The 16,138-nt window shown below is 54.5% G+C and carries 11 protein-coding genes; 7 read left to right on the forward strand and 4 right to left on the reverse strand.

Features of this window, described 5'->3' with window-relative positions; genetic code table 11:
* The first annotated feature begins 256 nt into the window (after window positions 1–256).
* Window positions 257–1,891, forward strand: coding sequence for a sensor histidine kinase (locus tag QSK07_RS13595; protein ID WP_502921712.1), 1,635 nt, complete (start codon window positions 257–259; stop codon window positions 1,889–1,891).
* Entirely contained in the window at window positions 1,888–2,607 is a 720-nt protein-coding gene (gene dcuR / locus QSK07_RS13600; protein ID WP_285721535.1) for a two-component system response regulator DcuR, read from the forward strand. The genes QSK07_RS13595 and dcuR overlap by 4 nt, the downstream gene beginning before the upstream one ends.
* Here dcuR and QSK07_RS13605 read toward each other — a convergent pair.
* Both QSK07_RS13605 and QSK07_RS13610 read right to left on the reverse strand, forming a co-directional pair.
* On the reverse strand, window positions 2,601–3,563 hold the full coding sequence (locus tag QSK07_RS13605; RefSeq protein ID WP_285721534.1) for an FAD:protein FMN transferase: 963 nt from the start codon (window positions 3,561–3,563) through the stop codon (window positions 2,601–2,603). The genes dcuR and QSK07_RS13605 overlap by 7 nt on opposite strands.
* Before the next feature lie 62 nt (window positions 3,564–3,625).
* Window positions 3,626–6,406 (reverse strand): flavocytochrome c, encoded by a 2,781-nt coding sequence (locus tag QSK07_RS13610; RefSeq protein WP_285721533.1) that lies wholly within the window; start codon window positions 6,404–6,406, stop codon window positions 3,626–3,628.
* 589 nt (window positions 6,407–6,995) lie between these two features.
* Between QSK07_RS13610 and QSK07_RS13615 the strand changes: the two genes are divergently transcribed.
* On the forward strand, window positions 6,996–8,504 hold the full coding sequence (locus tag QSK07_RS13615; protein ID WP_098050161.1) for an anion permease: 1,509 nt from the start codon (window positions 6,996–6,998) through the stop codon (window positions 8,502–8,504).
* A gap of 156 nt (window positions 8,505–8,660) precedes the next feature.
* The gene (fumA, locus tag QSK07_RS13620) at window positions 8,661–10,307 is read left to right on the forward strand and encodes a class I fumarate hydratase FumA (RefSeq protein WP_285721532.1); all 1,647 of its coding nucleotides are present in this window, start codon (window positions 8,661–8,663) and stop codon (window positions 10,305–10,307) included.
* A gap of 323 nt (window positions 10,308–10,630) precedes the next feature.
* Here fumA and QSK07_RS13625 read toward each other — a convergent pair whose 3' ends face one another.
* Together QSK07_RS13625 and QSK07_RS13630 are read right to left on the reverse strand one after the other, a co-directional pair.
* Entirely contained in the window at window positions 10,631–11,287 is a 657-nt protein-coding gene (locus QSK07_RS13625; RefSeq protein WP_098050163.1) for an SDR family oxidoreductase, read from the reverse strand.
* Between the two features lie 89 nt (window positions 11,288–11,376).
* Complete coding sequence (locus QSK07_RS13630; protein ID WP_098050164.1) at window positions 11,377–12,444, reverse strand: SDR family oxidoreductase; 1,068 nt, start codon at window positions 12,442–12,444, stop codon at window positions 11,377–11,379.
* A 100-nt stretch (window positions 12,445–12,544) separates the two neighbouring features.
* Here QSK07_RS13630 and QSK07_RS13635 point away from each other — a divergent pair, with 100 nt between their 5' ends.
* The 3 genes from QSK07_RS13635 (at window position 12,545) to QSK07_RS13645 (ending at window position 16,129) form a co-directional block, all read left to right on the forward strand.
* The gene (locus tag QSK07_RS13635; RefSeq protein ID WP_285721531.1) at window positions 12,545–13,447 is read left to right on the forward strand and encodes a LysR family transcriptional regulator; all 903 of its coding nucleotides are present in this window, start codon (window positions 12,545–12,547) and stop codon (window positions 13,445–13,447) included.
* A gap of 321 nt (window positions 13,448–13,768) precedes the next feature.
* Entirely contained in the window at window positions 13,769–15,211 is a 1,443-nt protein-coding gene (locus tag QSK07_RS13640; RefSeq protein ID WP_285721530.1) for a sugar porter family MFS transporter, read from the forward strand.
* 90 nt (window positions 15,212–15,301) lie between these two features.
* Window positions 15,302–16,129 carry a TIM barrel protein gene (locus QSK07_RS13645; RefSeq protein WP_285721529.1) on the forward strand — a complete coding sequence of 276 codons (828 nt, stop codon included), beginning with the start codon at window positions 15,302–15,304 and terminating at the stop codon, window positions 16,127–16,129.
* Window positions 16,130–16,138 lie beyond the last annotated feature (9 nt).

Consider the following 16,138-nt stretch of genomic DNA (forward strand, 5'->3'; position numbering starts at 1 on the left):
AAATAATGTTATTTATGAGTTAATGTGAAAATAGTTATAAAATTAAAAATAGCAATTTAGCCTTAATTTAATTACAAAAGGCTTACCGAATTGCTCACATATTTTAACCACACATTAAGGGTGTCTTTTGAATTATACAATCCCCTAACCCAAATATTGTTATTGCTCTGTCGCCCGCGCGCAGACTGCTAAAACTGTACTGATGCGGTGAGTTAGCGTATGTTTCCAGCCGATCCCCCACCCGTGCTGAACATCGATGACAAGCCAACCACAGAACCGACATGCCGTGACGAAACGACCCATGAAACTCAGTACCCTGACCACCCTCATGATGACGGCGGTGATCGTTACCGTGTTGCTCGCTGTCCATCTGCTCTATTTCGTTCAGATTGACAACTTTGCCCAGTCGCATCTTAAAGATAAAGCGATGGCGGTGGCGCGAACGCTGGCAGACAGCCCGGAAGTGCAGCGCGGGTTACTGTTGCCAGACGGCAGCAGTCAGATTCAGCCCGTGGCTGAAGCCGCGCGCAAACGCAACGGCCTGCTGTTTGTGGTGGTGACGGATATGCGCGGTATTCGCTTTTCACATCCGAATGCCGCGGTGATCGGCAAACATTTTGTCGGCAATGACATCTATCCCACGCTCGGCGGTCGGGAAAATGTGGCGGTCAATCATGGCGTGCTGGTGGAGGCACTGCGGGTGTTTACGCCGGTCTATAACGCACAGCATCAGCAGATTGGCGTGGTGGCAATCGGCATTGCGCTGAATGATGTGGCGGCCCAGATTGCGAAGAGTCGCTGGAATATCGTCTGGACCGTCCTGTTTGGCGGTGTGGTCGGGCTGCTGGGTATTCTGATTCTGGTCAGGCGACTCAAGAAAATATTGCTGGGGCTGGAGCCGCACGAAATCTCCAGCCTGTTTGAACAGCGCCAGGCGATCCTGAATTCCATTAAAGAAGGGGTGATTGCGGTCGATGATCAGTCACGCGTCAGCCTGATCAACCACGCGGCTCAGCAGCTGCTGCATGAGACCACCCGCAGAATGCCGCTAAGCGGTGACCTGATTGCTGAGGAGAGCGTCATGCATCGCCATCAGCAGGACGCGCTGCATGCGGGCAAAGCCTGGCACGATCAGGAGCTGACGCTGGGTAATCGCATCCTGATCAGCAACACCGTTCCGGTGCGCAGTCGTGACCGCATTATCGGCGCGGTAACGACATTCAGGGATAAGACCGAAATCAGCCAGCTGATGCAGCGTCTGGACGGCATGGTAAACTATGTCGATGCATTACGTGAGCGGTCCCATGAGTTTATGAATAAGCTGCATGTGATTCTGGGCCTGCTGCACATGAAAAATTATGCACAGATGGAAGAGTACATCCTGAAAACTGCTAACGCCTATCAGAAGGAGATCGGTTCGCTGTTGCAAAAGATCAAATCGCCGATCATTGCCGGATTCCTGCTTAGCAAAATCAACCGGGTAACCGATGAAGGTCATCAGCTGATTATCGATGAGGCGAGTTTTCTGCCCGACTGCGGCAGCGAGGAGCAGAGCGCGGTTCTGATTACCGTGCTGGGCAATTTAATTGAAAATGCCCTTGAGGCGCTGGACCCGGAAACCGAAGGGGAAATTCACCTCATGCTGCATTATCAGAATGGCTGGTTAGTCTGCGAAGTGAGCGATGACGGGCCGGGTATCGACACCTCTCAGCTCAGCGCCATTTTTGAGCGCGGCGTTTCGTCAAAAGGTGACGATCGCGGTGTCGGACTGTTTCTGGTTAAGCAGCAAACCGAAAGCCTGGGCGGTAATGTCAGTGTTGAGTCGGAACCCGGTGTATTCACCCAATTTTTTGTGCAACTTCCGTGGGAGAGAGGAATGATTACCCAATGATCAATGTGTTAGTTGTCGATGATGACGCTATGGTAGCCGAGCTGAATCGCTGTTATATCGGGCAGATCCCAGGCTTTACCTGCTGCGGCACGGCCTCAACCTTACAACAGGCCAAAGAGCGGCTGGCCGAGGCTGAACCACAGGTTGATCTGATCCTGCTGGATATCTATATGCAGCAGGAAAACGGTCTTGACCTGCTGCCGGCGCTGCGCAGCGCCGGACGCCCGGTTGACGTGATTATTATCTCATCAGCGGCCGATGCCGCCACGATCAAGACTTCGCTCAACTATGGCGTCGTGGATTATCTGATCAAGCCTTTCCAGTTTGCCCGCTTTGAAGAAGCGCTGACCGGCTGGCGTCAGAAAAAATCGCTGATGGATAATCATCAGTTCTATCAGCAGTCGGACGTTGATCAGCTGTTGCATGGTAACCCACCTGGTGCCAGCGAACAGAAACGCCTGCCGAAAGGATTAACGCCACAGACGCTGCGTACTCTGTGCCTGTGGATTGACGCCCATCCCGGCACCGAGTTCTCTACCGACGAACTGGCGACCGAGGTGAATATCTCGCGCGTTTCGTGCCGTAAATACCTGATCTGGCTGGCGCAGATTAATATTCTGTTCACCAGCATTCATTATGGGGTCACGGGCCGTCCGGTATACCGCTATCGCCTGCAACCGGAGTATCACACCTTACTCAAACAATACTGTCAGTGAACCAGACTGTAGTCCGTGTCGAGTAACTGAAACGAAAAGTGACGTTGTGACGAGCAGATGATCTGCCTGTCACGAGTCACAAAGATAGCTTCGATGCCCGGTTTATCGGCCAGACAGGCAATGCCCTTTTCAACGCCCAGTCCGTACAGCAGCGTCGTATAGATGTCGCCATCCAGCGAGCGATCGGAAATCACGGTCACGCTCAGTAGCTCGTTATCCAGCGGATACCCGGTCTTTGGATCCAGGATGTGGTGATAACAGACCGCATCCAGCTCGAAATAGCGTTCATAGATACCGGACGTCACGACCGAGCGGTTGTTCACACCGATGACACCGATCAGCGCATCGGCCTCACCAAACGGCTTTTTCAGACCGATTGCCCAGCCCGCCTCTTCAGGCGGCACGCCCACCGTATGAACGTTGCCGCCCAGATTGATCAGCGCACTACTGACCTGCTGCTGACGCAAAAAGGTCTGGACTACGTCGGCGATATAGCCTTTAGCGATGGCACCCAGGTCAATCTCCATTCCCGGCCGTGCCAGCATCACGCTGCGGGTGGCAACATCAAGGATAACGTCCTGCGGATTGATCAGCGTCATGCGCGCCTGAAGATCGGCTTCTGACGGAACGCTGTGGCCCTGGAAACCGATCTTCCAGCACTTCACCAGCGGACCGATAGCCAGATTAAACAGGCTGTCAGGCAACAAGCTCACCGCATGCGCACAGGCGATCAAATCAAACACGGGCTGACTGACGACCACCGCATGCTCTCCTGCCGCATTGTTAATCGCCATGACTTCCGAGGCCGGGCGATTTACCGTAAAGAGATTCTCCTGTTGTCTGATCAGGCGGAAAACCTGTCCGGCCAGCGTCTGGCTGTCTTCGAAGAGTTTGAGCAGGATGGGCGAACCCATTAATACAGCCGAGTAAGCATAGACACGCGCATCAGTTAACATAGGCGACTCTGCTTTATAGGGAAAAACCGGCACCCGCAGGATGCGGATGCCGGAGACTGCCGTTAACGTCGGGCGTAGGCGGCAGCGTTACCACCGGCCAGGATACCGAAGATGATGATATCTGCAACGGCGTTACCGCCGATACGGTTCGCGCCATGAATGCCGCCAACCACCTCGCCACACGCCCAGGCACCATTAATGACCTGTTTCTGACTATCCAGCACCGCGGTGGTGGTGTCGATGGTGACGCCGCCCATGGTGTGGTGCACGCCTGGTGCGACACGAATTGCGTAGAACGGCGCTTCGCTCAGCGGATGACGCAGCGCGGTCTGGCGACCAAAGTCTTCGTCTTTCTGCATGATGACGAAGTTGTTGTAACGTGCCAGCGTCGCTTCCAGCGTGTGATGCTCACTCATGTTGAGTTTCACCGCCAGTTCCGCCACGGTTGGCGCGCTGACCACAAAGCCTTTGGCGATATATTCATCAGCCGCTTTGTTACTCATACGCACCTGTTCGTCAAACACAATCCAGGCACTCTTCTCTGGCAGGGCAATAATCTGCGCCGAGACTTTGTCGCGGGTTTCCATTTCGTTGTAGAAACGATTACCGGCCTGACTGACCAGTATAGCGCCGCCGCCACGAATCGATTCAGAAACCAGATACGACGTCGTCTGTTCAACCGTCGGGTGAATCTGGATTTCACCCATATCCACAGTTCCGGCGCCAATTTTCTCCAGCATCGCAATACCGCTACCGGTCGCACCTTTGTGGTTGGTGGTGACAAAGCCATCGAGTTCAGGGCGGTATTTCACCACCAGCTCACGGTTCGCACTGAAGCCACCGGTTGCCACAATCACGCTTTTAGCGTTCAGGATACGGCTGTCGTTGTATTCATCGACTACTTTCACGCCCGCGACTGCGCCATTCTCATAGAGTATCTCAGCAACCGAGGTTTCCAGCAGGACTTCGATGTTGCGGCTGTTGATATTTTTTACCAGGCCGCTGATCAGGAAGCCACCCACTGCTGAGCGGTCAGCCGGACGGTGAGTTCGATCGATGCTCATCCCGCCGGTAATGGTGATGTCGTTGAGCTCAATGCCTATAATCGCCAGCCACTCAATCGCCTCAGGTGCCAGGTCAACAAACTCGCGCAGCAGCACCGGGTTGTTTTTGAACTGACCGCCCTTCAGCGTCTCTTCATAGAACAGCTCTTTGCTGTCGTCGATGCCTTTGAGTTTCTGGAAACGGGTTTCAGCGGCGTTCATGCCCACAGACGCTTTGATGGTGTTGCCGCCGATGGTCGGCATCTTCTCGATGATAACCACGCGTGCGCCTTCATCATGCGCCTGAATCGCGGCCGCCAGACCGGCACCGCCGCTGCCCACAATCACCACATCGTAGTTCTGCGGTGCATTAGGGTTACCACCCTCTTCAATCACATGCTCTTTGCTGGAGGTAGTCAGCGCACGGGAAACCGCTTTTTTCAGCGCTTCACTCTGGGTGGTGGCGCCGGTAATCGCATCAACGTGGGGACTGTTAGCCACCAGAATGCGGTTACGCAGGCTTTCAAAGGTGGTGGTGAAGTCCACATCCAGCGTGTCGTCAGGCACCAGCGAGATGTCGGTAATACGGTCGGTATCCAGTGTGACGTTGATTTTCAGCTTCAGCGCTTCGGCTTCCACTTTCTCCTGGTAAACACCCGCTTTATATTTACGGCCCGATTCGCTCATGTCGCGGATCATCGCGTCAACCAGTGAGAAGCGCCACAGCGGTTCCGGGATCTGAAGCTCTTCGCGTTTGTTGCTGTCGATGTAGAGTTCGAGATGTTCGTTATTGATGATGCGGTCAGCCCAGTCAGGATAGGCGATACACGCTTTACCAATCGCTACCAGATCGTAGCCTTTTTCCAGCGCCAGCTCGGCATCGGCTTTATTCACCACGCCGCCCACACCAATCACCGGCACTTTTGCCAGCACAGGCGAACGCATCGCAACGAATTTCTCGATCAGCGGCGTCGGATCCTGTGTATCAACAATGGACGGGCGCAACAACTGGCCGACAGAGAAGTGAACATAGTCAAGTCCACGCGCAGCCAGTTTTTCCAGCAGATAGAGAGTGTCATCAAAGCGGATGCCAGGGACTTCGATCTCTTCCGGCGAGAAGCGATAGCCGATGATGAACGAGTTATGGGCGAAGCGCTCCGCCATCTTGTGGGTGATTTCCAGCACTTCCAGCGGGAAGCGTGCGCGGTTATCGCGGCTGCCGCCCCACTTGTCATCACGCTGGTTAGAATTTGGAGAATAGAACTGCTGAATCAGATAGGTGTTAGCACCATGAATTTCGACGCCGTCAAAACCTGCTTTGATAGCACGGTTCACCGCATCACCAAATTTGGTGATCATGGTTTCGACTTCTTCAGCGCTCAGCGCCAGGGGTTTAGTTGCCCCTTCGCGCGGTGCGGCAATGGCGCTCGGCGCAACCGGTGTTTTCCCGCCGATCAGTTCCGGCTCGACCATGCGGCCACCGTGATAGATCTGCAGAATGGCCGTAGAGCCTTCCGATTTAATCGCGTCTGCGATGCGTTTAAGACCGGGGATTTTGTTGTCGCTGTCGATAGCAATGGCACCCGGGAACGCCGGGCCGCGGTTATCAATGAAGCAGCACTCGACGATCACAGTTCCGATGCTGCCTGCTCGTACGCGGTAATACTCGACCAGTTCGCTGGTGACTGTTCCGTCATAAAAACCGGTACAGGTGGTCATGGGGGCCATCACCAGTCGGTTTTTCAACACAGCGCCGCCAGGCAGGGTAAGGGGATTAAGGATGGGGGTGAGAGATTTCATTGCGATAAACTCCAAGATTTAAAAGTCTGGAAATTTTTTAGCGGACGCAAATTATCGCATAATTAAGTGGTCCGATGTCATGCGCCTAATATACCCTCTTCTTTGCTTTCATAAGCGATAAATTTACTTTTTTAACTTTTAAAGAATTCAGGGTTTTTATTTGATGAACTCGGGAAGTGAAGTTATATTAATTGTTAACCATGGGTAACTAAAAATCAACCATTCATTTACATAAATAATTTACCCTTCATGATCAGGATGTTAATATGGACGCTTCGTTTCAGACCTTCCGGAGATTTGTCGATAAGCTTCACAAATCTGTCAGAAGGTCGATGCCAGAAATATAAATAAAAAATAATTGTTAAAAATGGGGAATAATGGATAAATTTCTTTGATCTGGATCAAAATCTATATTTGCAAAAATCGCATCATATTTACATGGATTTAAATATGCTGCTCTATAGTCCAGCAGCAGATTAAAAAAATCAGTGCATCGCGGTTTATTCACGCTACTAAGAATTAATAAGAAAGTCATCAGTGAAGGTCCGGGGCGCAAATCGCATTCTTCTCAACTTGCAGATAAAATACTATGAAACCACTCTCAGCTGTAACTGAACCCCCTAAAGCCGCACCTGCGGCGGCGGGTAAAAAGAAAGCTATCATGCTGGCGCTGCCAGTCATCGTTGCCGTGTTGCTGTTGCTGGTGCCGACGCCGGCCGGTCTTGAACCCTATGCCTGGCACTTCTTCGCCATCTTTGTCGGCGTGATTGTTGGATTGATCTTTGAACCGCTGCCTGGTGCCGTTATCGGCCTGACCGGCGTCGTGGCCATCGCCCTGTTCAGCCAGTTTGTCCTCTTCAGCCCGGCGGAACTGGCTGACCCGAAATTCAAAGTCGCCAGTGAGTCCTTCAAGTGGGCGGTCAGCGGTTTCGGTAACTCAACGGTCTGGCTCATCTTCGGTGCCTTTATGTTCGCCGCCGGATATGACAAGACGCAGTTTGGTCGTCGTCTGGCCCTGATTCTGGTGAAGTATCTGGGTCGCCGCAGCCTGACGCTGGGTTATGCCATTACCTTCGCTGACCTGCTTCTGGCTCCGTTTACTCCCTCAAATACCGCGCGCAGTGGCGGCACTATCTATCCGATTATCGCTAACCTGCCTCCGCTTTACGGCTCTAAACCAAACGACCCGAGCGCCCGTAAGATCGGTTCGTATCTGATGTGGGTTGCCATCACCGCAGCCTGTATTACCAGCTCAATGTTCCTGTCAGCGCTGGCACCTAACCTGCTGGCACTGGCGCTGGTGAAAAGCATTATCGGTTTCGATATCTCATGGGGTATGTGGTTCCTGGCCTTCCTGCCGCTGGGCGTGCTGCTGATTCTGACTATGCCGCTGCTGGCTTACTGGCTCTATCCACCTGAAGTTAAAATTAATGATGAAGTGCCGAAATGGGCTATCGCTGAGCTGGAGAAACTGGGCCGCCTGACCCGTAACGAAATTCTGCTGCTGGTGTTTGTGGTCTGTGCCTTGCTGATGTGGATTTTCGCCACCTCGTGGATTGAGCCTGCAATGGCGGCACTTCTGGTGGTGGTGCTGATGCTGTGGACCGGTGTCCTGAACTGGAACGACATTACCAGCAATAAACCGGCCTGGAACACCTTTGCCTGGTTCGCAACGCTAGTGGCGCTGGCTGATGGTCTGGCCCGTGTCGGCTTTATCGCCTGGTTGGGGAAAGAAGGCGGCATGCTGTTGCAGGGTTATGACCCACAGATTTCAGCCGTAGTACTTTTAATCGCCTTCTTCCTGCTGCATTACCTGTTTGCCAGTACCACCGCGCATACCACCGCTCTGTTACCGGCCATGCTGACCATTGCAGCTTCAATCCCGGGCATCAATATGCCGGTCTTCTGCCTGATGCTGTGTACCTCTCTGGGTGTGATGGGCATCATCACCCCTTACGGCACTGGCCCAAGCCCGATTTACTACGGCAGTGGTTATCTGCCGACTAAAGATTACTGGCGTCTGGGCACCATCTTCGGTGCCATCTTCCTGGTCTCCATGATGGTGATTGCTTATCCGTGGATGGTGTGGATGTTCTGACGGATACAACATGCAGATCAACGCGTTATAAGATACCATTCCTTCACTTCCCCGCCGCACCCGCCGCGGGGAAACATAATAAACAATGAATTCGCCTGTGATGTTGCGCCCCGCAGCCTGGCCGCGGAGGTTCAGCAGGTCATTAAGTGAGAAAAAATGTCGAACAAACCTTTTGTCTATCAGAACCCTTTTCCGCTGTCCCACGAAGATACTGAATACTATTTGCTGACCCGCGAGCATGTCTCGGTCGCCGGGTTTGAGGGTCAGGAAATCCTTAAAGTCGACCCGGAGGCGCTGACCCTGATGAGTCAGCAGGCTTTCCACGACGCCTCTTTCCTGCTGCGTCCGGCCCACCAGCAGCAGGTAGCTTCCATCCTTGAAGATCCGGAAGCCAGCGACAATGACAAATATGTCGCCCTGCAGTTTTTAAGAAACTCTGAAATTGCCGCCAAAGGCGTGCTGCCGACCTGTCAGGATACCGGCACCGCGATAATCATGGGCAAAAAGGGCCAGCGCGTCTGGACCGGCGGCGGTGATGAAGCCGCACTGTCACAGGGTATCTACAACACCTACATCGAAGACAACCTGCGCTATTCACAGAATGCCGCGCTGGATATGTATAAAGAGGTAAACACCGGCACTAACCTGCCGGCGCAGATCGACCTCTACAGCGTCGATGGCGATGAGTATAAATTCCTCTGTATCGCCAAAGGTGGCGGCTCCGCTAACAAAACCTATCTCTATCAGGAAACCAAAGCACTGCTAAGCCCCGGCAAGCTGAAAAATTACCTGGTCGATAAGATGCGCACCCTCGGCACCGCAGCCTGTCCGCCTTACCATATTGCGTTTGTTATCGGCGGCACTTCGGCTGAAAGCACACTGAAAACCGTTAAGCTCGCCTCAACACACTATTACGACGGCTTGCCGACCGAAGGCAACGAGCACGGTCAGGCATTCCGCGACGTTCAGCTTGAGCAGGAACTGCTGGAAGCGGCGCAGCAGCTCGGCCTTGGCGCGCAGTTTGGCGGCAAATATTTCGCGCACGACATCCGCGTCGTGCGTCTGCCGCGTCACGGTGCCTCCTGCCCGATCGGCATGGGCGTCTCCTGCTCGGCTGACCGTAATATCAAAGCGAAGATTAACCGCGAAGGTATCTGGATTGAGAAACTGGAAGCCAACCCAGGCCGCCTGATCCCGGAAGCACTGCGTCAGCAGGGCGAAGGTGAGGTGTTACAGGTTGATCTTAACCGCCCAATGGAGCAGATTCTGGCACAGCTCTCTGCGTATCCGGTCTCTACCCGCCTGTCACTGACCGGCACCATTATCGTGGCGCGCGACATTGCTCATGCCAGACTCAAAGAGCGCATCGATAACGGCGAAGGATTACCGCAGTACATTAAAGATCATCCGGTTTATTACGCCGGTCCGGCCAAAACACCTGAAGGTTATGCGTCCGGTTCACTCGGCCCGACCACCGCAGGCCGCATGGACTCCTATGTTGATCTGCTGCAGGCCCACGGCGGCAGCAAAATCATGCTGGCGAAAGGCAACCGCAGCCAGCAGGTGACGGATGCCTGTCATAAACATGGCGGCTTCTATCTGGGCAGCATCGGTGGCCCGGCCGCGGTGCTGGCACAGCAGAGCATCAAGAGTCTGGAATGCGTGGAGTATCCTGAGCTGGGAATGGAAGCGATCTGGAAAATCGAGGTCGAGAACTTCCCTGCCTTTATCCTGGTCGATGACAAAGGTAATGACTTCTTCCAACATATTGAGCGCGCACACTGCGCGAAATGCGTTAAGTAATACCTGCGTCAGATAAAAAAAAGCCCCGGATCCGGGGCTTTTTTGTTGAAAAAGTTAGGGCTATTGGCTGTCATAAAGTCTGCGCAGGGAGAATGCCTGGAACCTGAATCAGTATCAGACTTGCAGCAAAGAAAAACTCAACGCGCAGGGAGCACGGTCAGAGGAGGAAAGCGTCCCGCACCAGGGATGGTGCGGGACGAGCGTGTCATGGATGACGGCTTTTGCGTCTCTCCGATCTGACCGCGTTCCCTGAGCAACCTCGATCAAAGCACTAACCCAGCCCTGCCTTCCCAGGTAAAGTAGAGCGCCGCTATCGGACCCTGTTAACCCCGCTGCAACCGCTGCAACGCCACATCGATCTTCTCATCACCTCTGGTGAGTTCGATAATCTGATACTTAATCGCCGGATTCTCAATCAGACCGACCAGCGTCGCCGCCACATCTTCGCGCGGGATCTCACCATAGGGGATAGCAAGGTCTGCATGCACCCGGCCCGTACCTGCTTCATCGGTCAGCGTGCCAGGCCGCAGGATCACCCACTCCAGCTTGCTCGCCACCAGCTCCGCATCCGCCAGACGCTTCACCCGCATGTAGTTCTCAAATCCCTCAGATGGCGTTTTACCACGGCCCGCATCCGGAAAAGCGGATACCAGCATAAAACGCGACACGCCAGCCTGCTCTGCGGCGGCAACTGCCAGCTTCAGCCCTTCACCGTCGATGGCATTGGTCAGCGCGATACCGGCACCGCCCGCACCCGCGGTAAAGACCGCCACGTCGTGACCGGCCATCAGTTCTGCCAGCCCCGTCACGCTCAGCTGCTGAATATCGCCTGCGACAGGCTTAGCGCCAGCGGCCTGCAGGGTCTCAGCCTGTTCCGGCTTGCGATGCAATGCCGTGACAGTGTGACTTTTGCTGCTCAGCTGACGGGTCAGCTTTTGGCCCACCTTGCCTGCTGCGCCGATAATGAAACATGTCGCCATAGGATCCACTCCTCCATTCACTGATTAGGTGTCAGAGTATAGCTATCTGCCAGAAACGAAACAGGCACCTGATGCGGTGCCTGCGGGGTTTATTCCGGAATCACTTTTTCCGCTTTTAGCTTATCAAACAGCTGCGTGAAGGCGTCCAGCGTACTGCGGTAGCCGGTAAAGCCCGCTTTGCGGCTCTTACTCATGTCGGTAAAGGCTTCCATCGGACGACCCAGGTCGGCATCAGTATGCCACCATGAAGCCAGCTTAGTGACATCGGCCTCACGCAGCTGATGCTGTTCTGCAATCGCCCGCCATGCGCTCTCAGCTTCCTGCATGCGATCTTCCAGCGGCATCATCTGCGCCGGGTACTCTGCGGCTTCGATGCCGAAATAGTCAGCCAGTTTTGGCCACATCCAGTTCCAGCGGAACACATCGCCATTGACCGCGTTGAAATCCTGATTCGCGGCGTTCGGTGACGTTGCCGCCCAGTGCAGCTGCTCAGCCAGCAGACCCGCATCAGTCATGTCTGCTATCCCGTTCCACTGCTCCGGCGAACCCGGGAAGATTAACGGCCAGCCCTTCTCTTTACACAATGTTGCATAAACCGCCAGCGTCTGCCCCATGTTCATCGCGTTGCCTACGGCATAGCCGATGATGGTATGCGGACGATGCACGCTCCAGCGATAGTCATACTTTTCTGCGCCCGCGAACACTTCATCTTCCTGCGCATAGTAGAAGTTATCGACCGGCTGACGCCCCTGCTCTTCGCGGAACGGCGTAACCGGCACGGCACCTTTCCCATACGCTTCAAACGGACCCAGGTAGTGTTTCAGTCCGGTCACCAGCGCAACGTGCGAACCTTTGAGACGGTCGCCGAGTGCTTCAATCACGTTACGAACCATGCCGCCGTTAACGCGGATGTTCTCTTTCTCATTTTCCTGACGCGCCCAGACGCTGAAAAACAGCGCGTCCGGTTTGACATCTTTTAGTGCGTCACGGACAGCATCTGCATCGGTCAGATCGGCTGTCAGGCTGGTGGCGCCTTCAGGTACCGCACCACGTCCGCGTGACAGACCACTGACCTGCCAGCCTTCCTGCTGTAATTTATCTGCCAGTGCGCGACCAATAACGCCGCTGATGCCCACAATCAAAGCGTGCTTTTTCATTTGATTTCTCCTCGTTTTGCGTAATGCTAAGCCTAATAGAGAATTCAGTTCTTATCTCTGGCAATTATTCACAGCATTCTCAACCTGAGTTCATCAATCTATGCATGATCATCGCCTCAAAGATATTCTGCCCTTTGTCACCAGCGTGGAGTGCGGCAGCTTTACCGCCGCGGCTGAACGTCTGCACGTGACCGGTTCGGCGGTCAGCAAAAGCGTCAGCCGCCTGGAGACGCGCTTAGGTTCGCGGCTGCTGGAGCGCACCACGCGTAGCCTGAATCTGACCGACGCGGGCAGCGCCTATTATCAGACCTGTCTGCGGGTTCTGGAGGATCTGGCCGAAGCCGAGGCGGTGCTGGCCGCCCAGCGCACCATTCCTTCCGGCCGTCTTCGTCTGGCGGTACCCACCACCTTTGGACGACTCAACGTCATGCCAGTGCTGATACCCTTTTGCCAGCACAATCCGGAGCTGGCACTTAGCCTGAGTTTGTCCGATCGCTTTGTTGATCTGTTTGAGGAAGGCGTGGATGTGGCAGTTCGGATCGGCGGTGCACCCGACCTGCCTGCTTCACTGGGCTGGCGTAACATGGGTCGCGAGAAGATGCAGTTCTGTGCTTCTCCCGCCTATCTTGACCGGGAGGGCCGTCCTGAAAATGAAGCAGCGCTGCTGAACCATCCTGCCATTCTTTATGAGCGCGTGGATGGCACAACCAAACCCTGGCTGTTTACCACCGAAGATGGTCAGCCCCACTGGCGCGACGTGCCCTACCGGCTGGCGCTGGGCGACGTCGATGCACAGCTTCAGGCAGTCATTGCCGGGCTGGGTGTGGCGCAGATGCCCTCATGGCTGATTCAGCGCGCCGTGGCCGCCGGTGAACTGGAAACTATTATGCCGCAGTTACAACCCGACGGGCTGACACTGAGCGTGGTGTGGCCACGCCGCAAACAGTTTCTGCCAAAAGTGGACGCGCTATTATCGGCACTGAACACCCTCGCCATTCGCTGAAACCGGCTTATTTCTGATTAATACGGTTAGGATATTTCATCCTGACCCTGTTCATCTGTTCTTTACGGCCCGGCATTCTTGCCCATTTCCCCCTGCCTGAAATATCCGCAATCGTCTGTTCCCATATATAACACCTTTAAAATTAATGGCTTTATTTTCGATTTGATGGAATCCCATCAAAATAAAGAGCGCGGAAGGCTTGAACTCACATAATGAAAACTAAGTTTCAAATATAATTTAACCCGAAATAAAAATATCAGTAGGGTGATAGCTTCTTCATGTTCTGACGTTTTGTCTTTGTTGTTATTACCAGGAGTTTTCATGGAAAAAGAACTTTATATCTCGTCGAACCCGGCCTCCGGTCCAAATAGCGCCACCCGCACCGAGCCTTTTGTGAAGATTATTGCGCTGGTCGCCACCCTGGGTGGATTGCTGTTTGGTTATGACACGGGCGTGGTCTCGGGCGCGCTACTGTTTATGCGCGGCGATTTGCATCTTACCCCATTTACCACCGGGCTGGTCACCAGCTCCCTGCTGTTTGGCGCGGCCTTTGGCGCGCTGGCGGCCGGTCATCTGGCAGATAGCCTGGGCAGACGCCGCATCATCATTGCGCTGGCGCTGATCTTCGCCTTTGGCGCTATCGGCTCTGCCCTTGCGCCGGATGTCACCTGGATGATCGCCTCGCGCCTGTTCCTGGGCTTTGCCGTGGGCGGTGCCGCGGCCACCGTGCCGGTTTATATCGCAGAGATCGCCCCCGCCAATAAACGCGGCCAGCTGGTCACCCTGCAGGAGCTGATGATCGTGAGCGGTCAGCTGCTGGCATATATCTCAAACGCCACCTTTAACGATATCTGGGGCGGCGAAAATACCTGGCGCTGGATGCTGGCGCTGTCGATAGTCCCCGCCGCGCTGCTCTGGATCGGCATGATATTTATGCCTGAAACCCCGCGCTGGCATGTGATGAAAGGCCGCAGCCAGGCTGCGCGTGAGGTGCTGGAAAAAACCCGCGCCGCTGAAGATGTTGAGTGGGAACTGGAAGAGATTGAAGAAACCATCGAAGAGAACCGCCAGCGGGGTAAAGGCCGCCTGCGCGATCTCGCGACGCCCTGGCTGATGAAAATCTTCCTGCTCGGCGTCGGCATCGCCGCGATTCAGCAACTGACCGGCGTCAATACCATCATGTATTACGCGCCGACCATGCTCACCGCTGCCGGGCTGAGCAACGATGCCGCACTGTTCGCCACCATCGCCAACGGGGTGATTTCAGTGGTGATGACGTTGGCTGGCATCTGGTTAATCGGCAAAACGGGCCGTCGCCCGCTGGTGTTAATCGGGCAGATGGGTTGCACCTGCTGCCTGTTCTTTATCGGGCTGGTCTGCTGGCTGATGCCGGAATATCTCAACGGCACAGTAAACCTGGTTCGGGCTTATCTGGTGCTGGCGGGGATGCTGCTGTTTCTCTGCTTCCAGCAGGGTGCGCTGTCACCGGTCACCTGGCTGCTGCTGTCGGAAATCTTCCCGGCCAGGATGCGCGGCATCTGTATGGGCGGCGCGGTCTTCTCGCTGTGGATCGCGAATTTTGCTATCTCCATGGCCTTCCCGCTGTTATTAGCCGCATTTAGTCTGGCCGGTGCCTTCTTTATATTCGCCGCAATCGGCATCGGCGGTTCTGTTTTTGTCGTGAAGTTTATTCCCGAAACCCGGGGAAGAAGTCTTGAGCAGGTCGAGCACTATTTCTATGCGCTCTATAACGGCAACAAATAACCCTGCTCGCTGTGAATGAAATAAAAAACGTCACGAGGCATGACGACCCGATCGCCCTTAACACCGCACCCATAATTTAAGGAAACCGTTATGAGCCTGAATATTTCCAATGCACGTTTTTGCGTCAATCGTAAAATAGCGCCCAGCCTGAGTATCCCGCAGTTTTTTAAACTGGTCAGCCAGCTCGGTATTCACAATGTCGAATTGCGCAATGATATGCCCGGCGGACGCGTCACCGACGATCTTAGCGGCGATGAGGTTAACGCGCTGGCGCGTGAGTCAGGTATCCGGATTGTTACCATCAACGCGCTCTACCCGTTTAACCAGCTGAATGAAGAGGTGCTGCAACGCGCGCGCCAGCTGTTAAGCGATGCGCAGGCCGTCGGCGCAGCGTCGCTGGTGCTCTGCCCGCTTAATGACGGTACGCCCATCAGCGCCGCCGATACGATCAGGGCGCTGAAAACGCTGGCCTCGCTATTTGCTGACGCAGGCATTCAGGGGCTGGTTGAGCCTCTCGGCTTTCCACAAAGCTCACTGCGTTCAGCAACCCAGGCGCAGACGCTAATCCGCGAAGCGGGCGTGCCGTTCCGCTTGCTAATCGACACCTTCCATCATCATCTGTTTGAGGATGCGGAGCAGACCTTTGAGCAGGAAATCGACATTCAGCAAATCGGTCTGGTACACCTCTCCGGCGTTACCGACCCGCGCCCGGTCAGTCAGTTAACAGACGAAGAGCGCATCATGCTCAGTGCTGATGACAGATTGCACAGCAAACAGCAGGTCGAACGGCTGGAGAAGATGGGCTACACCGGCCTTTACGCCTTTGAGCCATTCTCCTCCGTGATGAACAGCTGGCAGGAAACGGACATCACCCGCGAAATTCGCAACAGCATCCAGCTGTTAAACCACTCAGCGTAAGGAATTATT

The organism is Pantoea sp. QMID4 (assembly GCF_030270445.1).
GTDB classification, from domain to species: Bacteria; Pseudomonadota; Gammaproteobacteria; order Enterobacterales; family Enterobacteriaceae; genus Pantoea; species Pantoea vagans.